19 protein-coding genes and 13 tRNA genes are annotated in these 24,796 nt (G+C 46.8%); 11 read left to right on the forward strand and 21 right to left on the reverse strand.

The features are described 5' to 3' along the window. Positions 1-19 precede the first annotated feature (19 nt). The 6 genes from hflX to tsaE form a co-directional block, all read right to left on the reverse strand. Positions 20-1,309 carry a ribosome rescue GTPase HflX gene (gene hflX, locus ACYJZR_RS14025; RefSeq protein ID WP_015297415.1) on the reverse strand — a complete coding sequence of 430 codons (1,290 nt, stop codon included), beginning with the start codon at positions 1,307-1,309 and terminating at the stop codon, positions 20-22. Between the two features lie 38 nt (positions 1,310-1,347). Further along, positions 1,348-1,611 (reverse strand): RNA chaperone Hfq, encoded by a 264-nt coding sequence (gene hfq, locus ACYJZR_RS14030; RefSeq protein WP_005438329.1) that lies wholly within the window; start codon positions 1,609-1,611, stop codon positions 1,348-1,350. Positions 1,612-1,804: 193 nt separating this feature from the next. After that, entirely contained in the window at positions 1,805-2,737 is a 933-nt protein-coding gene (gene miaA, locus ACYJZR_RS14035) for a tRNA (adenosine(37)-N6)-dimethylallyltransferase MiaA (protein WP_005496505.1), read from the reverse strand. After that, complete coding sequence (gene mutL, locus ACYJZR_RS14040) at positions 2,734-4,743, reverse strand: DNA mismatch repair endonuclease MutL (RefSeq protein WP_406966387.1); 2,010 nt, start codon at positions 4,741-4,743, stop codon at positions 2,734-2,736. Before mutL ends, miaA begins: the two co-directional genes overlap by 4 nt. Positions 4,744-4,765: 22 nt before the next feature. Continuing rightward, the gene (locus ACYJZR_RS14045) at positions 4,766-6,481 is read right to left on the reverse strand and encodes an N-acetylmuramoyl-L-alanine amidase (protein ID WP_029559151.1); all 1,716 of its coding nucleotides are present in this window, start codon (positions 6,479-6,481) and stop codon (positions 4,766-4,768) included. Beyond that, the gene (gene tsaE / locus ACYJZR_RS14050) at positions 6,475-6,939 is read right to left on the reverse strand and encodes a tRNA (adenosine(37)-N6)-threonylcarbamoyltransferase complex ATPase subunit type 1 TsaE (protein ID WP_005457080.1); all 465 of its coding nucleotides are present in this window, start codon (positions 6,937-6,939) and stop codon (positions 6,475-6,477) included. Before tsaE ends, ACYJZR_RS14045 begins: the two co-directional genes overlap by 7 nt. Before the next feature lie 364 nt (positions 6,940-7,303). Between tsaE and queG the strand changes: the two genes are divergently transcribed. Beyond that, positions 7,304-8,431 (forward strand): tRNA epoxyqueuosine(34) reductase QueG, encoded by a 1,128-nt coding sequence (queG, locus tag ACYJZR_RS14055; RefSeq protein ID WP_025555124.1) that lies wholly within the window; start codon positions 7,304-7,306, stop codon positions 8,429-8,431. 620 nt (positions 8,432-9,051) lie between these two features. Here queG and ACYJZR_RS14060 read toward each other — a convergent pair. The 14 genes from ACYJZR_RS14060 to orn all read right to left on the reverse strand — a co-directional run bounded on the left by ACYJZR_RS14060 (position 9,052) and on the right by orn (position 11,211). Further along, positions 9,052-9,128, reverse strand: a tRNA-Met gene (locus ACYJZR_RS14060). 56 nt (positions 9,129-9,184) lie between these two features. Beyond that, positions 9,185-9,260: transfer RNA gene (locus tag ACYJZR_RS14065), tRNA-Gly, on the reverse strand. A gap of 18 nt (positions 9,261-9,278) precedes the next feature. Continuing rightward, positions 9,279-9,355 (reverse strand) — tRNA-Met (locus ACYJZR_RS14070). Between the two features lie 35 nt (positions 9,356-9,390). Then, positions 9,391-9,466: transfer RNA gene (locus tag ACYJZR_RS14075), tRNA-Gly, on the reverse strand. A gap of 50 nt (positions 9,467-9,516) precedes the next feature. Then, positions 9,517-9,592 (reverse strand) — tRNA-Gly (locus ACYJZR_RS14080). Between the two features lie 49 nt (positions 9,593-9,641). Then, positions 9,642-9,717 (reverse strand) — tRNA-Gly (locus ACYJZR_RS14085). 49 nt (positions 9,718-9,766) lie between these two features. Beyond that, positions 9,767-9,842 (reverse strand) — tRNA-Gly (locus ACYJZR_RS14090). 30 nt (positions 9,843-9,872) lie between these two features. Then, positions 9,873-9,949, reverse strand: a tRNA-Met gene (locus tag ACYJZR_RS14095). 55 nt (positions 9,950-10,004) lie between these two features. Then, positions 10,005-10,080: transfer RNA gene (locus tag ACYJZR_RS14100), tRNA-Gly, on the reverse strand. A gap of 30 nt (positions 10,081-10,110) precedes the next feature. Beyond that, positions 10,111-10,187 (reverse strand) — tRNA-Met (locus tag ACYJZR_RS14105). 39 nt (positions 10,188-10,226) lie between these two features. After that, positions 10,227-10,302: transfer RNA gene (locus tag ACYJZR_RS14110), tRNA-Gly, on the reverse strand. 19 nt (positions 10,303-10,321) lie between these two features. Then, positions 10,322-10,398, reverse strand: a tRNA-Met gene (locus ACYJZR_RS14115). Between the two features lie 35 nt (positions 10,399-10,433). After that, positions 10,434-10,509: transfer RNA gene (locus ACYJZR_RS14120), tRNA-Gly, on the reverse strand. A gap of 156 nt (positions 10,510-10,665) precedes the next feature. Next, a complete protein-coding gene (gene orn, locus ACYJZR_RS14125) occupies positions 10,666-11,211 on the reverse strand; it encodes an oligoribonuclease (protein WP_021454005.1) in 546 nt (181 codons plus the stop codon). A 127-nt stretch (positions 11,212-11,338) separates the two neighbouring features. Between orn and rsgA the strand changes: the two genes are divergently transcribed. The 5 genes from rsgA to ACYJZR_RS14150 all read left to right on the forward strand — a co-directional run bounded on the left by rsgA (position 11,339) and on the right by ACYJZR_RS14150 (position 18,159). Next, positions 11,339-12,403, forward strand: coding sequence for a small ribosomal subunit biogenesis GTPase RsgA (gene rsgA / locus ACYJZR_RS14130; RefSeq protein ID WP_015297418.1), 1,065 nt, complete (start codon positions 11,339-11,341; stop codon positions 12,401-12,403). A 124-nt stretch (positions 12,404-12,527) separates the two neighbouring features. Next, entirely contained in the window at positions 12,528-13,385 is an 858-nt protein-coding gene (asd, locus tag ACYJZR_RS14135) for an archaetidylserine decarboxylase (protein ID WP_021822439.1), read from the forward strand. Between the two features lie 168 nt (positions 13,386-13,553). After that, positions 13,554-14,969, forward strand: coding sequence for an SLC13 family permease (locus tag ACYJZR_RS14140; protein ID WP_015297419.1), 1,416 nt, complete (start codon positions 13,554-13,556; stop codon positions 14,967-14,969). 265 nt (positions 14,970-15,234) lie between these two features. Beyond that, entirely contained in the window at positions 15,235-17,115 is a 1,881-nt protein-coding gene (locus ACYJZR_RS14145) for a methyl-accepting chemotaxis protein (protein ID WP_023583858.1), read from the forward strand. Between the two features lie 156 nt (positions 17,116-17,271). After that, positions 17,272-18,159, forward strand: a complete 888-nt coding sequence (locus ACYJZR_RS14150; RefSeq protein ID WP_140124168.1) for a DMT family transporter — start codon at positions 17,272-17,274, stop codon at positions 18,157-18,159. An 83-nt stretch (positions 18,160-18,242) separates the two neighbouring features. Here ACYJZR_RS14150 and gpmM read toward each other — a convergent pair whose 3' ends face one another. After that, complete coding sequence (gene gpmM, locus ACYJZR_RS14155; RefSeq protein WP_005456931.1) at positions 18,243-19,775, reverse strand: 2,3-bisphosphoglycerate-independent phosphoglycerate mutase; 1,533 nt, start codon at positions 19,773-19,775, stop codon at positions 18,243-18,245. 548 nt (positions 19,776-20,323) lie between these two features. On the opposite strand from gpmM, the gene ACYJZR_RS14160 reads away from it, so the two are divergent. The 5 genes from ACYJZR_RS14160 (at position 20,324) to ACYJZR_RS14180 (ending at position 24,753) form a co-directional block, all read left to right on the forward strand. After that, positions 20,324-20,758 (forward strand): rhodanese-like domain-containing protein, encoded by a 435-nt coding sequence (locus ACYJZR_RS14160; RefSeq protein WP_005381472.1) that lies wholly within the window; start codon positions 20,324-20,326, stop codon positions 20,756-20,758. Between the two features lie 224 nt (positions 20,759-20,982). Further along, positions 20,983-21,447, forward strand: a complete 465-nt coding sequence (secB, locus tag ACYJZR_RS14165) for a protein-export chaperone SecB (protein ID WP_005456911.1) — start codon at positions 20,983-20,985, stop codon at positions 21,445-21,447. Between the two features lie 196 nt (positions 21,448-21,643). After that, positions 21,644-22,681, forward strand: coding sequence for an NAD(P)H-dependent glycerol-3-phosphate dehydrogenase (gene gpsA / locus ACYJZR_RS14170; RefSeq protein ID WP_005496473.1), 1,038 nt, complete (start codon positions 21,644-21,646; stop codon positions 22,679-22,681). Positions 22,682-22,759: 78 nt separating this feature from the next. Further along, a complete protein-coding gene (cysE, locus tag ACYJZR_RS14175) occupies positions 22,760-23,581 on the forward strand; it encodes a serine O-acetyltransferase (protein WP_005496472.1) in 822 nt (273 codons plus the stop codon). 26 nt (positions 23,582-23,607) lie between these two features. Next, positions 23,608-24,753, forward strand: a complete 1,146-nt coding sequence (locus tag ACYJZR_RS14180) for a murein hydrolase activator EnvC family protein (RefSeq protein WP_406966386.1) — start codon at positions 23,608-23,610, stop codon at positions 24,751-24,753. Positions 24,754-24,796: the final 43 nt, after the last annotated feature.

Genomic DNA, 24,796 nt, shown 5'->3' on the forward strand with positions numbered 1-24,796 from the left:
GTTATACTGTAGCAGTCCTTTAAGTGACTATAAAGTCAGTCAAAACTGCCCCTTCTCTTTTTTCAAGTCTAGACCAATCTACTTGCTGCATTCGAATATCGATCAACAAGTTACCATCCTGGTCGTATTCCTCACGTTGAATACACTTCATTTGGAAGAATGTACTACGGAATCTTCCTTGATACTGTGGAGGAATTCGCAACTGATGCTCGACCATTTGCGACGCCAGACGTTCCGTCAGCGCATCAAACAGGAGCTCAATGCCCAATCCTTCCATTGCAGATACCCAGACCGCACGAGGAACCCCTTCCTCATCACGTTCTATACGTGGTGTCTGCGACTCTAGATTGTCGATTTTGTTCATGACGACAAGCGTCGGCACTTCGTGTGCGTCGATCTCTTCTAAGACTTCATGAACAGCTTGAATATTCTCACGAAAACGCTCATCACTGGCATCAACAACATGTAACAAAATGTCAGCTTCTTGCGTTTCCTGCAAGGTCGCTTTGAAGGCAGCAACCAAGTCGTGAGGCAAATGTCGAATAAAACCAACCGTATCTGCCAGTATGGCTGGGCCAACATCCGCTAACTCCATCTTACGTAGTGTAGGATCCAAAGTAGCAAACAATTGGTCAGCGGCATACACGCCAGCTTCGGTTATTCGGTTGAAGAGTGTCGACTTACCCGCGTTGGTGTAACCCACGAGAGAAATTGTTGGGATTTCAGCTCGATTTCGGGCACGGCGTCCTTGTTCACGCTGCTTGGCTACCTTTTCTAGGCGGCGCAGGATGGCTTTGATTCGTTCACGCAATAAACGACGGTCGGTTTCCAGCTGGGTTTCACCCGGGCCACGTAAACCGATCCCCCCTTTCTGCCTTTCAAGGTGCGTCCAACCACGAATTAAACGAGTAGAAATGTGTCGAAGTTGGGCCAGCTCGACCTGTAGCTTACCTTCGTGTGTTCGTGCTCGTTGAGCAAAGATATCGAGGATGAGACCAGTGCGGTCGAGAACTCGACATTTGCACAGTGCTTCGAGGTTACGTTCTTGGGCAGGAGAGAGGGAGTGATTAAAAATCACAATTTCAGCACCAGTCAATTGTACCGTAGTAGCAATTTCTTGGGCCTTACCCTCTCCGACATAGTATTTCGGGTGTGGGGATTGACGACTACCAGTTATAACTTGCAGCGTCTCAACCCCAGCGGAAGAAACCAGCATCTCGAACTCAGCCAGATCTTCCCATTCACCTTCTTGCGTGAAGTTGATATGAACAAGTACGGCTCGCTCACCGGATTCATAACGGTCAAACAAGCAATCAACTCCTTATTTTAAAAATACTCGATGAAGAATTAATCTTCTGATTTCTCTTGTGGACGGTCGCCTTGAGGACGATCACCGCTGTGGTGGCTCACTGGACGAGCCGGCACAACTGTAGAAATCGCGTGCTTGTACACCATTTGGTTTACAGTATTTTTCAGCAGGATCACGAATTGATCGAATGATTCGATCTGACCTTGTAGTTTGATACCGTTCACAAGGTAGATAGACACTGGAATACGCTCACGACGTAGCGCGTTTAGAAATGGGTCTTGTAGAGATTGCCCCTTAGCCATTTTATTTTCCTTATTTAATTTGTAGTTGTAATTATTTAGCTAGTGGTGCAATGCAAAAAGTACTGCTTTTGCATCTGAGCTAAACGAATCAAAAATGCACTCTAAGTAATTAGCAGCATAGTATAAAAACTGCCAACAACAGATCCTTTGAGAGTGCGTTCACGCAAAAACGATCACATTATACACAGCTATCTCAATCAGATGCTATTGCTTCTGACATGGTTTCGAGTGCCTGCTCAATGTTATCGCTATCCAACCAAGTTAAGTCATCCCAGCTGCGTAACCAGGTGATTTGACGCTTGGCCAATTGACGAGTCGCACATACGCCACGAAATACAGCTTCATCACGTGTGCACTCCCCATCTAAATACTCCCACATCTGTCGGTAACCAACGCAACGAATAGAAGGAAGATCCGGATGAAGATCTTTGCGCGCATACAACGCTTTCATTTCATCTTCAAAACCCGCTTCCATCATTTTGTCGAAACGCAGTTCAATGCGACGGTGAAGTTCTGCCCTATCCTTGGGAGCTATTGCAAACTGTTTAACTCGGTACGGCAGGCTTTCACCTTTAGTTTGAGTCAACTCAGTAAGAGTTTTACCTGAAATACGATACACTTCCAACGCCCTAGATAAACGCTGGGGATCATTTGGATGTATTCTCGCAGCTGATACAGGATCAATTTCTTTCAGTTCATCGTGCAACACTGACCAACCTTTAGTCAATGCTTCTTGTTCAATTTGCTGACGAATTTCAGGATTTGCAGCAGGAAGAGGTGATAAGCCTTCAAGTAATGCCTTGTAATACAGCATTGTACCACCCACTAGGAGCGGAATTTTTCCTTCTGCAACAATATCATCCATCGCTTGCAAAGCATCGCGGCGAAAGTCCGCCGCCGAATAAGATTCGCTAGGATCTAGGATATCAATTAAGCGGTGCGGCGCTAAACTCAACTCTCTTTCGTCAGGTTTTGCCGTACCGATATCCATTCCTTTGTAGATCAATGCAGAATCCACACTGATGATCTCAACCGGAAACTTTTGACGCAAGCGAATCGCTAGCTCGGTTTTACCTGATGCAGTTGGCCCCATCAAGAAAAGAGCCAAAGGTAGTTTGTCTGTCATGGTTTTAATTTGGCTATCGTGGCAGAGAAATCAACAGCAGATACGAATGTTTTATCGTCTAGTGGCAATTGACCATGCCTTAACTGTTCAAGTTCCGCAATAATTTGAATGGCTTCAGAGAGAGTATAGTGACTCTTGACCGTTGTGACCTGCACAGCAAGCCAATCGATCAGCGCAGGAAGCATCTGAGTTGACGCCTTTTCTCCCTTCATCCACGTTTGCGCGTAAGATAACAGATCTGGCACTAAATTTTGTAAGTTTTGTTGGCGTAATGGTGCTGGCACGCCCATGACCATTAGCGCTTTATCATTTCTGGCTTTTAATTGGATACCCAACTGAGCAAAGTCTTGTTGATAATCTTGTGCCAACTTCACTAAGTCAGTGTCCAACTTCATCGACAACGGTACTAATAAAGGCTGCGCTTTTAACGCTCCTTCACTTGGCGTCAACTGACCTTTGGTGCGATAGAACTCAGATCGAGGTAATGAAACTAATGCTACGCCGCTGTCGCTGCTCATCAGAACAAATTGTTCATCCACAACGGCCAACGCTTTCCCCAACGCTGTAACTTGAGGCAAACTCACTTCTCGGACGGACTCTGTCGATGTCGGTTGATCAGCTTGTTGCGATTCGAAGTCGGGTGTTTTTAGCAGTTCATGGTAAGCGTGGACTTCTCGCTTGCTTGGTGCAGGTTCAGCATGACGCTCTTTACCGACACTTGGTTTAGGCGCAGGTTTGGATTCAATCCAATCCGTTCGCTTAAAGGAATCTGCAATGCGCGCTTCACGCACAGATGAATCACTCGGCGCACGATCGCGTGGCTTTATCTCATAATCAGTACGTCCAGGGTACATAGGCGTTTTATCAATCGCTTGATACACTCGCTCTGGGACAGTGGTACTCACTGATTGTGGCGAGTATTGAGGCGTCGTTTCCGGTTGGCTTTCTCGCTCTTCAGGCTCTGCTCGATGGAACGCGGACTCATTGACTTGCGGCTTATCAATCACAGAGCTTTGTGCCAGTGCATCAGCCAAAGCTTGATAGATAAAGTCATGTACCAATCTTGCTTGATGGAAACGCACTTCATGCTTCGCCGGATGAACGTTCACGTCCACCTGATGCGGATCTAGCTCGATGAACAACACATAAGCGGCAAATTGATCCGGCTTTAAGCTCATTTCGTAACTTTGACGAATCGCATGATTGATCAGTTTGTCCCGCATCATGCGGCCATTCACGTAACAATACTGCAAATCGCTTTGCTGACGAGCCCCATCCGGGGTGGTGATCCAGCCATGCAACTTGAGGCCTTGATGCTCAAGCTCAATACGAAGCATATTACGCACAAATGCATTACCACACACCGCCGCTATGCGCTTTTCGGTTTGCAGTTGATTCTTAGCCGCACGGTACTGGCGGATCACTTTGCCGTTATGACGCACGTTGATCGAGACATCAAAGCGGCTCAGTGCAATGCGTTTTAACAGCTCGTCAATGTGAGCAAATTCCGTTTTTTCGGTACGCAGAAACTTACGGCGTGCAGGAGTATTGAAAAACAAATCCAGCACTTCAACCGTGGTACCAATGGGATGGGCAGCAGGCTGCAATTTGACCTGCATATCACGCCCTTCCGAATATGCACCCCACGCTTCTTCTTGCGCAGCTGGGCGAGAGGTTAATGTAAGACGAGAAACGGAACTGATACTCGCCAATGCCTCTCCACGAAAGCCCAAGCTCATGATCGCTTCTAAATCATCTAAGGTATGGATTTTAGACGTTGCATGACGACTGAGTGCCAGCCCGAGCTCATCTTTCGCAATCCCTTTTCCGTTGTCACGAACACGAATAAGCTTGGCACCGCCTTTTTCGATGTCGATATCGATTCGGGTTGCGCCAGAGTCGAGGCTATTTTCCACCAACTCTTTGATGACAGAGGCAGGTCTTTCGACCACTTCCCCTGCCGCAATTTGGTTGGCGAGCCTAGCTGGCAAAATTTTTATCGTCATAATGAGTTAGAAGCTCACTTACTTATTTGTTTGGAATGATCAGGACTTGCCCAACAGCAAGCTCGTCCGAGCGCAAGTTGTTTGCTTGGCGAATACTCGCAACACTCACGCCATATTTGGACGCAATCTTACCAAGGTATTCCCCTCGCGCGACTTTGTGCTTGCGAATCGGTTTATCTTTCACTGCTACGGTGATCTTAAGTTTTTGACCAACCCATAAGGTATCGGATTTTAAGTTGTTCTCACGACGAATATCCGACAGCTTCACTTTGTAGTGGCTTGCGATCTTACCCAAGAACTCACCCGATTTAACGGTATGAGTAATCGTTTCAGTCTCTACTGTAATAGGCTTGCTTGGCACTTGGATTTTGCCAGCTGACGGAATACGCAGTTTTTGTCCAACCGCTAAGCTGGTCGATTTCAACTTGTTCTCGGCCATCAACGCTTTCGAGTTAGTACCGTATTTATTCGCAATCACAGACAGCGATTCACCACGCTTAACAATGTGCACCATTGGTTTAGAGGAAGGTGAGAACACCGTGCCTTCAGGTGGGTTATCTTTTAGATATTTAACCACCGCTTTAGAGATAGCCTGCGCTAACTTATCTTGGTGTGCGCGTTGGAACAGCAGTTTCTCTTCTGTTGGGTTAGAGATAAATCCAGTCTCTACAAGGACCGATGGAATTTGTGGCGAACGCAGTACTGCCAGACTAGTGTTGATTGGCTTGGTGTTGTGTAGATGCGCGACGCGTCCCATTTCACCCAAAATTTCGGTCGCCAACTTGTAGCCTTCTTTTTGCGAATGGCTGAACTGGAGATCGAGCAAAGTTTGGTTCACGTTGCGGTCTTTCGTGTTCGTGACAAATGCATTGCCAGAACCACCGAGCAACTCGGACTGTTTCTCGTGGTTCTCAACCCAGCGAGCAATCTCAGTGTTTGCGCGACGCGTATTCAATACGAATACCGATCCCCCACGAGGTTGTGGTGACGTGAACGCATCCGCGTGAACTGAGATTAACAGGTGCGCGTCATTTTCGCGGGCAAATGCAACACGGCGGTTTAAGTTAACAAAGTAGTCACCGGTACGCGTCATGCGCGTTTTGATTCCCGGCGTCGCATCAAGTTGCGCTGCAAGCTTACGAGAAATGCTCAGTACCGCGTCTTTTTCATACTTGCGACGAGATGGACCAATTGAGCCAGGGTCTTCACCACCATGACCAGGATCGATCACGATCAATACTTCTTGAGCACGCTGTACGGTACTCATGTCTTTGCTGGTTGTCGCCGGTTTGCTTGGTTTCGCTGCTGTTGTCGCGGTTTTCTTACCGTGTGGCAGGTCAATCACCAAACGATGCCCATATTGGCCGCCCGGCGTTGGACTGAGTTTGAATAACTCTGCCTGAACGTTTTTCTTTAATTCAAAAACAAGGCGATAGGTGCCTTTCTCTGGAGGCGAGCTTTTACGCACCAATTTAAGCACTGGGCTATCAGAAACGGTCACTGGCAATTTAGCTTGCATGGTGGTGTCTTTCATATCCACCACAAGACGGTCCGGCCCTGACAGAGAAAAATAGGAATAGTCCGCTTCCGAGCCTAAATCGATGACAACACGAGTCTCATCAGGGGAAGGCCACACTCGGAAACTTTTAACGACGTTAGCAAATGCTAAATTGGGGATGATAAGGAGAAAAGTGGCGACAAACGTCGCCACTGCTCTAAAATTTGAAAGACTCAACATAGCTCCAATCGACTGAGTAACTGCACACCGTAATCATTGTTCGCCGTTATCTCAGCGACGCGTTGCTCACCTTGATAACGAATTTCTACATCTAAATCTGGTTGTGGCAGCAATCCTTGCCCTTTTTCAGGCCATTCAACCAAGCAGATCGCATCATCTGTGAAGTAATCTCGGATCCCCATGAATTCCAATTCTTCAGGATCTGCCAATCGGTAAAGATCAAAGTGGTAAACCTGCCACTTATCTAATTGGTAAGGTTCGACAAGCGTATAAGTCGGACTTTTCACGTTTCCTTGATGCCCAAGAGCACGGACAAAACCACGACTGAAGGTTGTTTTACCTGCACCTAAATCACCATGCAGATAAATAGTGGTTTGTTGAGAACAAAGTTGAGCCAGCTCGGTGCCCAGTGCTACCGTTTCTTGCTCATCTTTTAAAGTAAATTGTTTCGTGCTCATTGATGCTTCTCTAACTAATGATCGTTGACTATATAAAAATCAAAAGAACAGGAATAGTAAACCGTGTTGGTTTTGAGAGACAAGCTTTCAAATGTCATATGTGCGAAAAAAGTAGCCAAAAACTGTAACTTATTTACCGAGTATTAACTTTGATCGAAAAGAGTTTAACTCACAGTTATAAGAACGCCGCATATAGCAAAAGGTTCCGTGATACATGCATAATGATTTTGCTGATAAAAACGCGCCAATGGCCATTCAGCCTGAACTTTGAGAAACGAATTTACGAGTACCAACCTCAACTTTACGGTAGCACCAATAGAATAGATCCGTTAAGATCCCGCCCCCTTTATCTCGGTGATAAAACATGAACTACGAACAACTCGCACAACAAATCAAAGTTTGGGGAAAAGAGCTCGGCTTTCAAAAAGTGGGCATCTGCGACGTTGATCTTAGTGAACATGAAGCCGCACTACAAAAATGGCTAGATGCTGGCTATCACGGCTCAATGGATTGGATGGCTCGTCACGGAATGATGCGCGCTAGACCCAATGAGTTATTACCGGGAACCGTTCGCGTTATCAGCGTCCGGATGGACTACCTACCGCCAGAAGCGCAATTTGCTTCAAATCTCGCGAATAAAAATCACGCTTATATTAGCCGCTATGCGCTAGGGCGTGATTACCATAAGCTGGTCAGAAAACAACTCAACAAGTTGGGTAAGCTCATAGAAGAAGAAGTGGGTCAGTTTGGTTATCGCCCCTTTGTCGACTCTGCGCCAATACTTGAGCGGCCTCTAGCCCAAAAGGCCGGATTGGGTTGGACAGGTAAACACTCACTGATCTTAGATAAAGAGTGTGGTTCTTGGTTCTTCCTTGGTGAACTGCTGATTGACCTACCTTTACCAGTCGATACTCCAAGTGTCGACCAATGCGAAAAATGCCGAGCGTGTATTACGTCATGCCCGACTCAAGCCATTGTAGAAGATAAAGTTGTCGATGCGAGACGCTGTATCTCTTATCTCACGATAGAGTTTGATGGTGTCATCCCTGAAGAATTCCGCAGACCGATGGGTAACCGCATCTACGGCTGTGATGACTGTCAACTCGTCTGCCCATGGAACCGCTATGCAGACGTAACCGAACAAGAAGATTTCCATCGCCGGGAAAGCTTTCACAACCCAGACTTAGTTGAATTATTCCAATGGGACGAGGCGACGTTCTTAAAAAATATGGAAGGTTCTGCTATCCGTCGTATCGGTCACGAACAATGGCTACGTAATATATCTGTCGCACTTGGTAATGCAGAATACAGCCAACGGGTGATAGACGCACTTAATGCGCGACTTGGTGAAAGTAAATTACTGGATGAGCACATCGAATGGGCACTTACCCAGCAGCTCAACCATATCCCTTCTGTAGATGCAGAACCGATTGAGACGAAGAAAAAGCGTTTAATTAGAATTGTTGAGAAAGGCTTACCTAGGGATGCCTAGTGCGTAGCCTATATGCAAGAGATTGAAAACACTTTTTGCATGCTCAATACATGACCCTGTTCTCAATTCTGTAATGTGGAAAAAAATTCTAGATTTGATTAAAAATGGGTTGCAAAAAAAAGTTAAACACAACCTGAGTAAATGACTAGGATCAAAAAAAGACAAGGTTATGATCGTATTTTAACGTATTCGATCCGATGAAATGATACATTTAACCTTAAATAACAATAAGTTAAGACCAAATCACCAGCAACCAATACTTCCTAAAAAAGAAAAGATCTTTCTTTACCCATCAAAATCCTCAAGCTAAAAACACTTTATCAACCAACTTATCCACAGAACGTTATATGTGGATAACTCTGTTAATTAACATAGGTAAAACGCTCCGAACATCATGAAATGATTACGCCAGCCGATTCATATCGTGTTTTAAACACAAACGAAACCGTCCGACATCATTTGATGCGGATTAAGATATGCTTTTAGGGGATTCATGCTTCGCAGCATTATGAAAAGAGCGATGGAATGGAGCGAAAGCCAAAGTGAACTGGGCGGCGCATCCGTGACGATCTGAGAGCTAGAAAATACCAACCACTCAAACTGTAACTATCGTCTGAAATTGGTTGCGGGGGCCGGATTTGAACCGACGACCTTCGGGTTATGAGCCCGACGAGCTACCAAGCTGCTCCACCCCGCGTCCGTATTACGTCACCGTTAAGTACGATGAGAACTTTGCTTTTTCATTAGAGAAAGTGGAGCGACACACGAGGTTCGAACTCGTGACCTCAACCTTGGCAAGGTTGCGCTCTACCAACTGAGCTAGTGTCGCACATTCTCTTAAAAGAATTGGTTGCGGGAGCCGGATTTGAACCGACGACCTTCGGGTTATGAGCCCGACGAGCTACCAAGCTGCTCCATCCCGCGTCCATGTATTATCGCGTAGTGCAATAATATAAATTTGGAGCGACACACGAGGTTCGAACTCGTGACCTCAACCTTGGCAAGGTTGCGCTCTACCAACTGAGCTAGTGTCGCAATGTCACTGTTAAGCACAATGAGGGCTATGCAGTTCACTTTGAAGAAAGTGGAGCGACACACGAGGTTCGAACTCGTGACCTCAACCTTGGCAAGGTTGCGCTCTACCAACTGAGCTAGTGTCGCATGTCACTGTTAAGCACAATGAAGGCTTTACTTTCCACTTAAAGAAAAGTGGAGCGACACACGAGGTTCGAACTCGTGACCTCAACCTTGGCAAGGTTGCGCTCTACCAACTGAGCTAGTGTCGCATGTAATTGTTAAGCACAATGAAGGCTTTACTTTTCACTTAAAGAAAAGTGGAGCGACACACGAGGTTCGAACTCGTGACCTCAACCTTGGCAAGGTTGCGCTCTACCAACTGAGCTAGTGTCGCATATCAACAGCAAATGCTATTGATTGAATTTGGTTGCGGGGGCCGGATTTGAACCGACGACCTTCGGGTTATGAGCCCGACGAGCTACCAAGCTGCTCCACCCCGCGTCCGTATTTCATTGTTAAGCACAATGAGAGCTATACTGTCCACTTAGAAAGAAAGTGGAGCGACACACGAGGTTCGAACTCGTGACCTCAACCTTGGCAAGGTTGCGCTCTACCAACTGAGCTAGTGTCGCATATCAACAGCAAACGCTATTGATTAAATTTGGTTGCGGGGGCCGGATTTGAACCGACGACCTTCGGGTTATGAGCCCGACGAGCTACCAAGCTGCTCCACCCCGCGTCCGTATTTCATTGTTAAGCACAATGAGAGCTATCAAATTGGAGCGACACACGAGGTTCGAACTCGTGACCTCAACCTTGGCAAGGTTGCGCTCTACCAACTGAGCTAGTGTCGCATGTTCTCAAGAAGAGAATTGGTTGCGGGAGCCGGATTTGAACCGACGACCTTCGGGTTATGAGCCCGACGAGCTACCAAGCTGCTCCATCCCGCGTCCATGTATTATTGCTTAGTGCAATAATAAAAATTTGGAGCGACACACGAGGTTCGAACTCGTGACCTCAACCTTGGCAAGGTTGCGCTCTACCAACTGAGCTAGTGTCGCATCAACAACGTTTCCGCTGTTCAGGGCTGCGAATTATAAGAGCATTTTTTTGTGATGCAAGTCCTTCGTTCAAAAAAACTTTAATTTTTTACTGAACGACGAAAAAGCAAGCAAAACAATCAAGAATGACAACAATTTAGATCGCAGCCTTAACAGTTAGATCGTAAAGATCGTTTCGCGGTAGTACTTTAACTCCGCAATAGATTCACGGATGTCGTCCAACGCTAAATGTGTGCCCTGTTTAGAGAAACCGTCCAGCACCTCTGGCTTCCAACGACGAGTCAGCTCTTTTAGTGTGCTCACATCTAAGTAACGGTAGTGGAAGTATTCTTCCAGTTCAGGCATATGCTTGTACAAGAAACGACGGTCCTGACCGATGCTGTTGCCGCAGATTGGCGATACGCCTTTGGGTACCCATTTTTCTAAAAATTCGATGGTCTGTGCTACGGCATCTTGCTCAGAGATTTTGCTGTTCCGAACGCGCTCAACCAAACCGCTAGCCGTGTGCGTGTTGGTGCACCAATCGTCCATTTTGGCTAGCTCTTCTTCTGGCTGATGCACGGCAAGCACTGGCCCTTCAGCTAAAATATTCAGTTCGCTATCCGTGACGATAGAAGCAATTTCGATGATTTTGTGCGTTTCAGGATCAAGCCCTGTCATCTCTAAATCCACCCAAATTAGGTTTTGATCGCTAAAGGACATGGTTACGCCGCCTATTTGTTTATCGATAAAAGAGGTACTATACCTGAAAATACTTGAAACACGATACTCACGAACTTGAGCCGAGATCGAGCTCAATCGCTTGAGTTAACTCACTAAGTAAAACATTGTGGCAAAGAAGAAAAAGTTAACCAAAGGTCAGGTGCGCCGCGTACGCAGCAACCAACAAAAACGCCTAAAAAAGCAAGAAGAGTCCATCCAATGGGATGAGAACATGCTTGGCGCAAGCAAACAGGGTCTAGTGATTACTCGCTTTGGCCAGCACGCTGACATCGAAGATTTAGAAACTGGCGAGGTTCAACGCTGTAACCTACGTCGCGGCATTGAGTCTCTGGTTTCCGGTGACCGAGTGCTCTGGCGTGAAGGTCTTGAATCAATGGCAGGCATCTCAGGTGTTGTTGAAGCCGTAGAGCCACGTACATCAATGCTGACTCGCCCAGACTACTACGACGGCCTCAAACCAGTTGCGGCAAACATCGATCAGATGGTGATTGTCTCGTCTGTCTTGCCTGAGCTATCACTGAACATTATCGACCGTTATTTAGTGGCCGCAGAGACACTCAACATCGCACCATTGTTGGTGCTCAACAAGGTCGATTTGCTTGAGGCAGATGACCGTGCAATGTACGAAGAGTGGCTCAAAGAATACGAGCGAATTGGTTATAAAGTGCTGTTCGTGAGTAAAAATTCTGGTGAAGGCATTAGTGATTTAGAAGTGCAGTTACGCGATCGTATCAACATCTTTGTTGGTCAATCTGGCGTAGGTAAATCGAGTTTGGTTAATGCATTAATGCCTGAACTAGAACAAGAAGTGGAAGAAGGCGCAATTTCTGAAAACTCTGGCTTAGGTCAACACACCACGACAGCTGCACGCCTTTACCACATTCCAACTGGCGGCGATCTTATTGACTCACCAGGGGTTCGCGAATTTGGTCTTTGGCACTTAGAGGCTGAAGAAGTCACCAAAGCGTTCGTTGAGTTCCGCCCATACCTTGGTGGCTGTAAATTCCGAGACTGTAAACACAACGACGACCCTGGCTGTATTCTGCGTGAAGCCGTTGAGAAAGGTGAAGTGAGTGAGGTTCGTTTTGAGAACTACCATCGCATTCTAGAAAGCATGATGGAGAACAAGGCAAACCGCCAATACTCACGCAACAAGAAGGCCGATCTGTAACCAGATTGTCTGAGCGACTGTGTAAGAATTCTTCACCGAATACTGACAAGCACATTAAAGTTCAGTAACATCACGCGCCCAAAGCGCGAATCTAACAGAACAGACAGAAGTATCGGAATTAAAGATGGACAAGATTAAAGTTGGACTGCAGTACTGGATCCCACAACATGGCCTAACTCGCCTAATGGGCAAACTGGCATCAGCCAAAGCTGGTAGTCTAACCACCGCGGTCATTCGCTGGTTTATCAAACAGTACAATGTGAATATGGACGAGGCAAAGCACTCTGATCCTAAGCATTTCAAAACGTTCAACGAGTTTTTTGTTCGTGAGCTCAAGGAAGGCGCACGCCCAATCACTGAAGGTGATGAGATCATTACGCACCCAGCAGATGCTTGTGTGAGCCAATTTGGCCCAATTGAAGATGGTCAACTGATTCAAGCAAAAGGCCACAACTACTCGGCGCAAGAACTGCTTGGTGGTGATGAGAAACTCGCAGAAGAATTCAAAGACGGTTCATTCGCAACGCTATACCTATCGCCTCGCGATTACCACCGTGTACACATGCCATGTGACGGCACATTGCGCCAAATGATTTACGTTCCTGGTGATCTGTTCTCAGTAAACCCTCTGACAGCAGAAAACGTACCGAACCTATTTGCACGTAACGAACGAGTGGTATGTATCTTCGATACCGAATTTGGCCCAATGGCACAAGTTCTGGTTGGTGCAACCATCGTAGGCAGTATCGAGCAAGTTTGGGCAGGCACCATCACGCCACCTCGCGGTAACACGGTCTACAAATGGGATTACCCAGCAGAAGGTGACAAAGCCGTTATCCTGAAAAAAGGCGAAGAAATGGGTCGCTTCAAACTAGGTTCGACTGTGATCAACCTGTTTGCGAAAAACGCGATTGAGTTTGACGCAAGCATGGAAAACGGCCAGCCAACCGTAATGGGCACACCTTACGCCCTGAAAAAATAAGCGAAATTCAGTTAAAAGAGCCCTTTATCAAGGGCTCTTTTTTTATTGATGAAAAGCAAAATTCTGTTCGAAATTTAGACTCTCTTCTCCAAACTCATACCTGCCTCTAAGACCCTCAATCCACAATCATTTATCCTGCGCTTAGGATGAATATTTAGAGGGGCTACCATGCCAAAGATGAATGTCAGCACACTGGCTAAATTGCTGGTGTGTTTTTTAATTCCGCTCGGTGTTTTGATGATGCCGATTGATGCTATTCCCATTGATGATCTCACTTTAATTCAGCATCGCTTGTTGGCCATTTTTCTTCTTGCGGCCCTGCTTTGGGTTCTTGAGCCTGTTCCCGTTTTTGCTACGTCCATTCTTATTATCGCTCTCGAACTGATCATGATTTCTGACAAAGGCTTGCATCTGTTTCGCAATCCACCACCAGGGCACGATCTTGGCGAGTTGATCAACTACACCGATATCTTCTCTGCCTTTTCGTCACCAATCATTATTCTTTTTATGGGCGGCTTCGCATTAGCGATTGCCGCTTCTAAGTATGAGCTCGACAACAACCTCGCTCGCGTGTTGCTTAAACCATTTGGCAACCAGCCCAAATTCATCATGCTCGGACTGATGTTGATCACCGCGGTGTTTTCCATGTTCATGTCCAATACCGCAACAACGGTCATGATGTTAGCGCTACTTGGCCCTATTGTGGCGTCAGCACCGAAAGGTGACTTAGGCATTAAAGCACTGGTTTTGTGTATTCCAATAGCCGCCAATACAGGTGGTATTGCTACGCCAATAGGTACGCCACCGAACGCCATCGCACTGCAATATCTCACTGGAGAAAACACCATCGACTTCCTCTCATGGATGATGATGGGCTTACCTTTTGTCTTAGTGCAATTGACCATCGCTTGGTTCTTACTGCAAAAGCTGTTCCCATCGAGCGAGCCAGAAATGAAACTCAAGTTGGATGGCACTTTCAAAAAGAGCTGGCGCGCAATGGTGGTTTACGTGACCTTCGCCCTCACCATCGTCTTGTGGATGACCACCAAAGCTCATGGCATGAATACGTACGTCGTCGCGATTATTCCTCTGGCAGTCTTTACCTTAACGGGCATCATGGGCAAAGAAGAGCTCAAACTGATCAACTGGGACGTATTGTGGTTGGTTGCCGGTGGTATTGCGATTGGTATTGCACTCGATAAAACGGGCTTGGCAGAAGCGCTGGCCCACGCAATTGATTATGAGGCACTGTCTCCATTTGCGGTGGTGGTTGCACTCTCCATCGTGTGTTGGTTGATGGCCAATTTTATGTCGAACACCGCGACCGCGAACTTGTTGATGCCAATTGCCGCAGCTATCGGGGTTTCCATGCCGAGTTTGGCCGCTGTCGGTGGCTTACAAGGCTTACTGGTTGTGGTCGCATTCTCGGCTTCACTGGGCATGATTTTACCTGTCTCCACCCCACCAAACTCATTAGCTTATTCAACGGGCTTGATAGAAAGCAAAGACATGGCGAAAGTCGGACTCATCATTGGCTTAATTGGTCTGTTTATAGTTTACGGCGCTGTGTTGATTCTCTTCTAACGTTCTGGCTCTGTGAGGGGTTAAGCCTTCACAGAGCCCCTTCATTCCCATGACCTCGACTTTGCCCCCTATGCACACCATGATGAATGGGGATTTAACATTGCATTGCTGAATAAAAATCACACCATGTGCCTCAAGTTTCATCACTAACTGTCGATAAATTCACTAAAGCCTTTCATGTAACGCTCTGTGCTTGAATCGTCTAAACCCTCTGGAGTCACACGTTGTGACACTGATCTTTTTGTCTGTTTATAAAGGTTAGACAATGAGAAATACCATTAAGTTAAAAATCCAGATTGCTATCGCAGTCATTATCGCCATCGTAAGTGGCGTTCAAGCTTGGGTTTCCGTTAATCAACTTCACGAAGAAACCACATCCACACTCAACCGAGAAATACAGAATATTTCTGAGTCGACTAACCGTTATATCAGCGATTGGCTCTCAATTCGTAGCGATATGATGTTGGCTAACGAACAAATCATCGCCAGTTCTGATGATGCAGATCGCGAGTTATTGCTGACCAAACGCGCGGGGAAATTTCTCTCGGTTTACGCAGGATTCTCTGACGGCGCTATTGCCTACGGCGATAAAAGCGAATCATGGCCATCCGATTACGACCCTCGAACTCGCCCTTGGTATCAAGACGCGATGGCACAATCTGGGCTGATCATTACCGAGCCATACCAAGACTTTGATGGCAGTATTGTGGTTAGCTTTGCCAAAGCGTTTAACCAAAACAAACAAGGCGTATTGGCCGCTGACTTGGCTGTCACAGACATCATCAACGAAGTATTGAATATCCAACTGGATAACAACGGCTTCGCGTTTTTGGTGGATGGCAACAATAACCTCGTCGCTTATAAAGATGAAAAGCTCAGCCAGAAACCGCTCACCACGTTAAATCCAGAACTGACTCGCGATAAAATGGCCAACTTGGCACAACACGCGAAGCTAGAAACAATCACGTGGCCAAAACAAGGCGACCAACTGATTTATGTTGCTCAAGTCCCTAACACCGATTGGTCTCTGGGCGTTGTGCAAGACAAACAAATGGCTTTTGCATCCGTTTCGGAGCAAGTGACCTTTACTGCCATTGCTTCAATCGTTATGTATTTGATCATCGCTGCCATCAGCACTTACGTGATCACTCGCCTACTACGTCCACTGCAAACTTTGTCGGATGCACTCTCTGAACTGTCACAAGGTGAAGGTGATTTGACGCAGCGCATCGAGATTGAACGCATGGATGAAATTGGTGAACTGGCCACGCACGTCAACCAGTTCCTTGCTCAGATGCAATCAATGCTAAAAAACATCGTCGAAAACAGTCAGCAGTTGTCAGAACAAGCACAACAGGCGAATGAACTCTCAGCCATGGCGGCAGGACGCGTTGAGCACCAACAAAATGACGTAAACCAAATTGCTACGGCCATTCATGAAATGTCGGCAACCGCTGCAGAAGTCGCAAGTCATGCAGAATTGACCGCAAGTGCATCCCAAAACTCCGCATCTGCCTGTGTGGAAGGTCAAAGCGTTATTCAGAAAAACCGAGAAGCGATTGTGTCGCTTGCTGAGCAAGTGAGTGATGCGGCAAATGTGATTTCTGAACTGGAAGCGAACACCCAAAGCATCAACCAAATCCTGTCTACGATTCAAGGCATTGCTGAGCAAACCAACCTGCTCGCTCTCAATGCGGCCATCGAAGCAGCACGCGCGGGTGAACAAGGACGCGGATTTGCCGTGGTAGCGGATGAAGTACGTGTACTTAGCCAACGCACTCATGGCTCAACAGAAGAAATCCGTACCATGATTGAAACGCTGCAAAGCAATACCAAGCTTGCCGTAAACAGCATGCAAGCCAGCACTAGCTTGGCAGATACCAGCGTGGATTACGCACAGCAAGCGCACGACAGTCTAACCAGCATCACCAACTCTATCACTGAGATTAATGATATGGCGATGCAGATTGCGAGCGCAGCAGAAGAACAGCGAGCGGTAAGTGAAGACATAAGCCGCAATACTCAAGGCATCAAAGACGATGCAGATGTCATTGCTGAGCAATCACTGAAAAGCAGTGAAGGCGCACGCAGAATGTTCAACACAGCGAACACCATGCGAGAAAACATCAGTCGCTTTAAAGTGTAAACCGCCCCGAAAAAGCAGCTCCCAGAGCTGCTTTTTTATTGATGTTATCTAGCCCTTTAACTTCCCAATAATAAATAAAAAAATGATGGCATTGCTCGTGGCATTTCATGCATATTAAGAGCCCTCAACCCTATTCAACAAGGACGTCTATCAATCATGGGTTACGAATGGCTTGCTCTGTGCGCTGCCTTTTTATGGGCGGTTTCCAGCCTGATTTCGGTTATTCCTGCGCAGCATCTGGGTGCCTTTTCTTACAGTCGTTGGCGGATGGGCTGCACAGCCGTAATTTTGTCGACCATGGCGTGGATAACCGGCGGTTGGCTAAGTGTGTCTTGGGAACACATTACGCCGATGATGGCATCCGGATTGATAGGGATCTTCATTGGCGACACCGCACTGTTTGCTTGTTTGAATCGCATGGGGCCAAGGCAAGCGGGCCTGTTGTTTTCCTGCCATGCCGTGTTTTCCACCATCTTAGGTTATTTCCTGTTTAGCGAAAGCATGACGACCATTGAACTGCTTGGTTCTGCACTTGTGTTTAGCGGTGTGGTGATGGCGATATTCTTTGGCCGACGCGGACAAACTAACAATGTGCTCGAGGAAATCAAAGGCAACATTTGGGTTGGAGTCTCACTCGGCCTTACCGCTGCAATATGTCAGGCGCTCGGTGGCATTATTGCCAAACCGGTCATGCAAACCAGTGTCGACCCAATCGCTGCATCGGCAATTCGAATGATCAGCGCGTTCGTTGCGCACTGCTTATTACTTATCGTTGGAGTAAAAGTTGCTCGCTCCACCCAACGCATTACTTGGCGTGTTTTTGGCATTACGGCGTTGAATGGCTTTCTCGCGATGGCCGTAGGAATGACGTTAATTCTTTACGCGCTGCGCGAAGGGAACGTAGGTATGGTTGCTCTGCTATCTTCAACCACGCCAATCATGTTGCTACCGCTGCTCTGGGTTTACACTAAACGCCGACCAAACCGATTTGCTTGGTTGGGCGCGGCCCTAGCGGTGATTGGTGCGGGGATTTTGGTTCAGTAATCTTACAAACCAGTCCTTATTACCAGACACAAAAAAAGCCCGAGTTTATACTCGGGCTTTTGTCATTTTGAGTCGTCAGTTAATTACTTAACTAGCACATCACCAGACATTTCAGCAGGGATTTCTAGACCCGCTAGAGAAAGCATTGTTGGTGCAAGGTCAGACAGTTTACCGCCTTCTTTGAACTCAACTGCTTTGTCACCTACGTAGATTAGAGGCACTGGTAGGTTAGTGTGTGCAGTGTGAACGCCGCCAGTTTCAGGGTCGATCATCATTTCTGCGTTACCGTGGTCCGCAGTGATCAGTAGCTGACCGCCAACTTCTTTGATTGCTTCAACCACTTTGCCTACGCTTTCGTCTAGTGCTTCGATCGCTTTTTCAGCTGCTTCGTAAACACCAGTGTGACCAACCATATCTGCGTTAGGGTAGTTACAGATGATTGTGTCGTACTTACCAGACTTGATAGCCGCAACCAATTTCTCAGTTAGCTCTGGAGAGCTCATTTCTGGTTGTAGGTCGTAAGTTGCTACTTTTGGAGAAGCAACCAATTGACGCTCTTCGCCTTCAAATTCGTTCTCAACACCACCGTTGAAGAAGAAAGTAACGTGCGCGTATTTCTCTGTTTCAGAGATACGTAGCTGAGTTTGACCTTGCTTAGATAGCCATTCACCGTACGTGTTTTCCAGAGACGCTGGTGGGAATGCTGTTGCTAGAGGGATATCTGCCGCGTATTGAGTCAGCATCACGAAGTTGATTGCTGGGAATACTGCGCGCTCAAAACCGTCAAAACCAGGAACGAATGCACGTGTGATTTGACGTGCACGGTCAGCACGGTAGTTCATGAAGATAACCGCATCGCCGTCTTGCATGATTGCGTCTTCTTGACCTTCTGCTTTAATCGCCGTTGCTTTCACGAACTCGTCGTTTTCGTCACGAGCGTAAGCCGCTTCAAGACCAGCAACAGCCGTTTCTGCTGTGAATTCAGCTTTAGCTTGGGTTAGTAGATCGTAAGCAACTTGAACACGTTCCCAGTTGTTGTCACGGTCCATTGCGTAGTAACGACCAACTAGAGAAGCAACGCGGCCTTTACCTAGTTTCGCGAATAGATCTTGGAAACGTTGTAGTGAGTTTTCTGCACTGCGTGGTGGTGTGTCACGACCGTCTAGGAAACAGTGTAGGTAGATTTTCTCAGCGCCACGAGCTGCCGCCATTTCAACCGCTGCGTAGATGTGATCTTCGTGAGAGTGTACGCCACCTGGAGACATAAGACCCATGATGTGTACTGCTTTTTCTGCTTTCACTGCAGCGTCGATAGCTTCCACTAGAGCAGGCGTTTGTTCGAACTCACCATCAGCAATTGATTTAGTGATACGAGTTAGATCTTGGTATACAACGCGACCTGCGCCAATGTTAGTGTGACCAACTTCTGAGTTACCCATTTGACCATCAGGAAGGCCAACATCCATGCCTGAAGCAGAGATTAGAGTATGTGGGTTGTTCGCAATCAGAGCATCCATTACTGGTGTTTTCGCATTCGCAATTGCGTTACTTGCTGTGTCTTCACGGTAACCGTAACCGTCAAGGATAACTAGAGCCAGTGGCTTCTTAGCTGACATAGTGATGACCTCATCAAATTTAAGTAACTTTTGGCGTAGGGCTTCGCTGCCCTATCTAACCTTGAAACAAAACTAGCGTAATTTTACTACACTTTTTAACCAAAACTGTAGGTTAAGATCAAATAATGTTTGCGATTTAATGTTGCTATCTTACAAGTTAGCGAGCAACCAAGCGTCACCAACAAACGTGTTCCACAAGCATAGTCATTCCTAATACGCTTTGTACACCCAAGCCAACATTCGATGGCGCGCCTCTCAACGTTGCCACAAAACTGTCAAAACGGTCTGCTTTTAGAGCGCTCAACATAACTGGCTGAGGATAGGTTCTATTGTTCTCTTTTCTTGGCAAAACAGAAGTCACTTAGACCGATTACTTCGATAGGGAAAAGTGATGAATAAGGATAGGAGAAGGGATGCGACAACAAGGACGTAGCGAGTTTATAGAGATCTCAATTATTCGTTAGAAAATTTTAACCCTCTCGCCTAAGAGGCTTAACCCCGCTATACTCCTGCTTTATTTTTCCGCCAACAGCGTAAGAGCTCAAGACATGCAAGAGTACATTGAATTTTTCCAACAGAACATGATTCTATCTTTGGTTTGGGTAGGTCTTCTTGTCGCATTTATCATGAACATCGTGAAGTCAGCGACGGCAGCATACAAAGAAATCAACGTAAACCAACTGACTCATTTAATGAACCGTGAAAACGGCGTTGTTGTGGATATCCGCACAAAAGATGAGTTCAAAAAAGGTCATATCACCGACTCACTTCACATTTTACCGTCAGACATCAAAGCAGGTAACTTGGGTAGCCTTGAAAACCATAAATCAGACCCAATCATTGTTGTATGCAAGACGGGTCAAACCGCTCAAGAAAGCGCGAACCTTCTAGTAAAAGCGGGCTTTGAAAAAGTTAGCCTACTTAAGAATGGTTTGATTGCATGGAACGAAGCAAACCTACCTTTAGTTCGTGGTAAAAAGTAGGAACGTGGCAAAAACTAAGGTACGCATTTAAACGCGATTTTGCCAAGCCTCGTGGATATAAAACTGAGCAAATAGAAAGCAGTTGAAGCCCTAAGTTGTGACGCTTTGCACGTAATACACGCTTCATCTAGTCAAGGTACATTTGCTCAGTTAGTCTCAGGACAAACCAAATTTCTGAGTTTAGGCGTTTCTAGACTCAACAAATGTTTATTAAGGATTTAAAAATGGCTGAAGCAGCACCTCAAGAAGCACAACAAAACTTCGCAATTCAACGCATCTTCCTAAAAGACGTTTCTTTCGAAGCGCCAAATTCTCCAGTAATCTTCCAAAAAGAATGGAACCCAGACGTTAAACTAGACCTAGACACTCAAAGCCGTGAGCTTGGTGAAGGCGTTTACGAAGTGGTTCTACGTCTAACTGTGACGGTGAAGAACGAAGAAGAAACAGCGTTCCTATGTGAAGTTCAACAAGGTGGTATCTTCACTGCTGAGCAAATGGAAGCTGGTCAACTAGCACATTGCCTAGGTGCATTCTGCCCGAACATCCTATTCCCTTACGCTCGTGAAACTATCTCAAGCCTAGTTGTTAAAGGTACGTTCCCTCAACTGAACCTAGCGCCAGTTAACTTCGACGCGCTATTCATGAACTACCTACAACAGCAAGCTCAACAAGGCGAAGCTCAAGCGTAATTCACGTATTGTAAGTGACGAGCAGCCATAAGCGCTTTCGTCACCGACTCGAAGAAAATGCACATAGCGTCTACCATCCGATGCAATGTGCATTTTTTATTTCTGACAAAAGTTCCTAGTTCCTAATCCCTAGAGAGCGTAAAATCTGGTGATTATGAACTAGATTCTACTAGTAGAAAGACAATTAGGCGGTAGCATGACACAAGCAAATACAAACAATGCTTACGGTAAAGACATCGCAATGACTGTAATTGGCGCAGGCTCATACGGTACTTCTCTAGCGATCTCCCTCGCGCGTAATGGTGCGAACGTTGTCCTTTGGGGACACGAGCCAGAGCACATGGCACGCTTAGAGGCGGATCGCGCGAACCACGCATTTTTACCAGGTGTTGATTTCCCAGAAAGCTTGATTATTGAATCGGATTTAGAAAAAGCCGTTCAAGCAAGCCGTGACTTGTTAGTTGTGGTTCCAAGCCATGTCTTTGGCATCGTGCTTAACAGCTGCAAACCGTTCCTGCGCGAAGATTCGCGTATCTGTTGGGCAACCAAAGGTCTTGAACCTGAAACTGGCCGACTACTCAAAGACGTCGCATACGACATCATTGGTGAGAACTACTCGCTGGCCGTTCTATCTGGCCCAACGTTCGCGAAAGAGCTCGCGATGGGTCTACCAACTGCGATTTCCGTTGCCTCTCCAGATGCAGAGTTCGTGGCGGATCTGCAAGAGAAAATCCACTGTAGCAAAACCTTCCGCGTGTACGCGAACAACGACTTCATCGGCATGCAACTTGGCGGTGCAGTGAAAAACGTTATCGCAATTGGCGCTGGTATGTCAGACGGCATCGGTTTTGGTGCAAACGCACGTACTGCGTTGATTACCCGAGGCTTGGCTGAAATGAGCCGCCTTGGCGCTGCACTTGGTGCCAAACCAGAAACCTTCATGGGTATGGCTGGTTTAGGTGACTTGGTTCTTACGTGTACCGACAACCAGTCACGTAACCGCCGCTTTGGTTTAGCTCTTGGTCAAGGTAAAGACGTTGACACCGCACAAGAAGAAATTGGCCAAGTCGTAGAAGGCTACCGCAACACGAAAGAAGTATGGATGCTCTCCCAACGCATGGGCGTTGAAATGCCGATTGTTGACCAAATTTATCAAGTATTGTATCAAGGAAAAGATGCACGCCTGGCAGCGCAAGATTTACTTGCTCGTGACAAAAAAGCCGAAGGAAAGTAGCACTCTACGCACCTTCGCACCTCATCTGAGAAGAATAGAAGTTGTCGGGTCACGGAAGAACCACTCAGGATATTGAGAATGAAACACTGCGAAAAACAAAAAGTCTGGAACAAAATTGTCTCAGAAGCCCGTGAAATGTCAGAGCAAGAGCCTATGTTGGCGAGCTTTTACCACGCAACCATCATCAAGCATGAAAGTTTGTGTGCGGCACTGAGTTACATTTTGGCCAACAAATTAAACACGGCGTCGATGCCAGCAATGGCCGTTCGTGAAGTGGTCGAAGAGGCATTTGCCGCAGACCCTACCATCACGGATTTTGCTGCGTGTGACATTTGTGCGACGGTCAACCGCGACCCTGCTGTTTCCATGTACTCAATGCCATTATTGTATTTGAAAGGTTACCACGCGCTGCAAGGCTATCGCGTGGCAAACTGGTTGTGGAAACAAGGCCGTCATGCCCTTGCGACGTATTTGCAAAACCAAATTTCTGTAGCGTGTCAGGTAGACATTCACCCAGCAGCACGTATTGGTAGCGGCATCATGCTCGACCATGCGACGGGCATCGTGATTGGTGAAACAGCAGTGGTTGATAACGATGTGTCGATCCTGCAAGACGTCACCCTAGGTGGTACAGGTAAAGAGTGCGGCGATCGTCACCCGAAAATCCGTGAAGGCGTGATGATTGGTGCAGGTGCCAAAATTCTTGGTAATATCGAAGTGGGCGAAGGGGCGAAAATCGGCTCTTGCTCCGTAGTATTGCAAGCGGTGCCACCGCACACGACCGTAGCAGGCGTACCCGCGAAAATCGTTGGTCGACCAAAAACAGACAAACCGTCTCTCGATATGGACCAAGGCTTTAACGGTAAATCACAAAGCTTTATCCATGGAGATGGCATTTAACCGTCTTCTGATCCTTTGACAATAATGTGGTAGGTAACTCTCAAGTGCGAAAACAAAATCACCCAGTGCTCCGCTCGGCTATTTTATTAACTTGTGCTTTATCTGCCACCTATCCCCTCTCTTCTTTCGCCGCAAGTCAGCAAGAGCTCAAAGGCGTTTCTAGCGAAATCAATCGCCAAAAGAAGGCGCTAACCTCGCAAGAGAAACAGCTTAACGAGCTGCAAAAATCGCTCAAAGACCAAGAGCTTGGCATTTCTAAGCTGGAGCGAGAAATCAAGCAAACTAAAGCCGACCTTGCTCAAGCAGACAAGAACATCAATAAACTGGAAGAGAAAATCTCCTTGCAAGAAGCCCAGCGCCAAGCACAAGAGGAAGAGCTCAAGCAGTTGCTGCAAACGTATTACGTGACCGAGCGAGCGAAAGCGAATGGGCACTTATTGAATCAAGGCGTAGAAGAAGACCGGATTAGCCAATACTTTCAGCACTTAGCCAAGGCTCGTGCCGAAGTGATTGATGCTATCACCAAAACCACTCAAGAGTTGGCGCACAACAAAAACCAACTTGAGCTAGAGAAAGAGCAGATCGAAACCCTGCTCAAGCAGCAATCAGAAAAGCGTACAGCACTGGCCAGTACGCAGTCGAATCGTAAGCAAACGCTGAACAAAATTCAGAGCAGCATTACAAACGACAAACGTTACCTTGCTGAGCTACAACGCAATGAAACCCGTCTAAAAGCCGAGATTGCAAAAGCCGCCAAGCGAAATGCGGTACCAATGGACGGGCTCGGCAAACAGCGCGGCAAACTACCATGGCCACTCAAAGGCAGTGTGTTACATAACTTCGGTACGCGTCAAACCGGACAAGTAAACTGGAAAGGTATGGTGCTTTCCGCTAACTATGGTCAACAAGTTAAAGCGGTTTACCCTGGCACAGTCGTATTTGCAGAGTATTTAAGAGGTTACGGTTTAGTGGTGCTGCTTGATCACGGTAAAGGTGACATGACGCTTTACGGCTACAATCAAGCGTTAACCAAAAAAGAAGGCGATAAAGTCACCGCAGGCGAAGTGATAGCACTCGCTGGTGATACAGGCGGGCAGGACCGACCATCACTGTATTTCGAAATCCGCCGTAATAGTGAAGCACAGAACCCGAAGTCTTGGTTAAAGCGCTGATTACCTGACTTATTTACTTGTAGTAAAAACAAAGGAGCCACTC

Source organism: Vibrio sp. RC2502 (assembly GCF_054850435.1).

Excerpts from the sequence above, each read along its gene's own strand:
- gpmM (WP_005456931.1), bottom strand. The coding sequence starts at position 19,775 with ATGTCAGCTAAGAAGCCACTGGCTCTAGTTATCCTTGACGGTTACGGT.
- mutL (WP_406966387.1), bottom strand. The coding sequence starts at position 4,743 with ATGACGATAAAAATTTTGCCAGCTAGGCTCGCCAACCAAATTGCGGCA.
- ACYJZR_RS14140 (WP_015297419.1), top strand. The coding sequence starts at position 13,554 with ATGCCAAAGATGAATGTCAGCACACTGGCTAAATTGCTGGTGTGTTTT.
- gpsA (WP_005496473.1), top strand. The coding sequence starts at position 21,644 with ATGACACAAGCAAATACAAACAATGCTTACGGTAAAGACATCGCAATG.
- tsaE (WP_005457080.1), bottom strand. The coding sequence starts at position 6,939 with ATGAGCACGAAACAATTTACTTTAAAAGATGAGCAAGAAACGGTAGCA.
- secB (WP_005456911.1), top strand. The coding sequence starts at position 20,983 with ATGGCTGAAGCAGCACCTCAAGAAGCACAACAAAACTTCGCAATTCAA.
- orn (WP_021454005.1), bottom strand. The coding sequence starts at position 11,211 with ATGTCCTTTAGCGATCAAAACCTAATTTGGGTGGATTTAGAGATGACA.
- ACYJZR_RS14160 (WP_005381472.1), top strand. The coding sequence starts at position 20,324 with ATGCAAGAGTACATTGAATTTTTCCAACAGAACATGATTCTATCTTTG.
- ACYJZR_RS14045 (WP_029559151.1), bottom strand. The coding sequence starts at position 6,481 with ATGTTGAGTCTTTCAAATTTTAGAGCAGTGGCGACGTTTGTCGCCACT.
- hfq (WP_005438329.1), bottom strand. The coding sequence starts at position 1,611 with ATGGCTAAGGGGCAATCTCTACAAGACCCATTTCTAAACGCGCTACGT.
- ACYJZR_RS14150 (WP_140124168.1), top strand. The coding sequence starts at position 17,272 with ATGGGTTACGAATGGCTTGCTCTGTGCGCTGCCTTTTTATGGGCGGTT.
- ACYJZR_RS14145 (WP_023583858.1), top strand. The coding sequence starts at position 15,235 with ATGAGAAATACCATTAAGTTAAAAATCCAGATTGCTATCGCAGTCATT.
- asd (WP_021822439.1), top strand. The coding sequence starts at position 12,528 with ATGGACAAGATTAAAGTTGGACTGCAGTACTGGATCCCACAACATGGC.
- queG (WP_025555124.1), top strand. The coding sequence starts at position 7,304 with ATGAACTACGAACAACTCGCACAACAAATCAAAGTTTGGGGAAAAGAG.
- miaA (WP_005496505.1), bottom strand. The coding sequence starts at position 2,737 with ATGACAGACAAACTACCTTTGGCTCTTTTCTTGATGGGGCCAACTGCA.
- cysE (WP_005496472.1), top strand. The coding sequence starts at position 22,760 with ATGAAACACTGCGAAAAACAAAAAGTCTGGAACAAAATTGTCTCAGAA.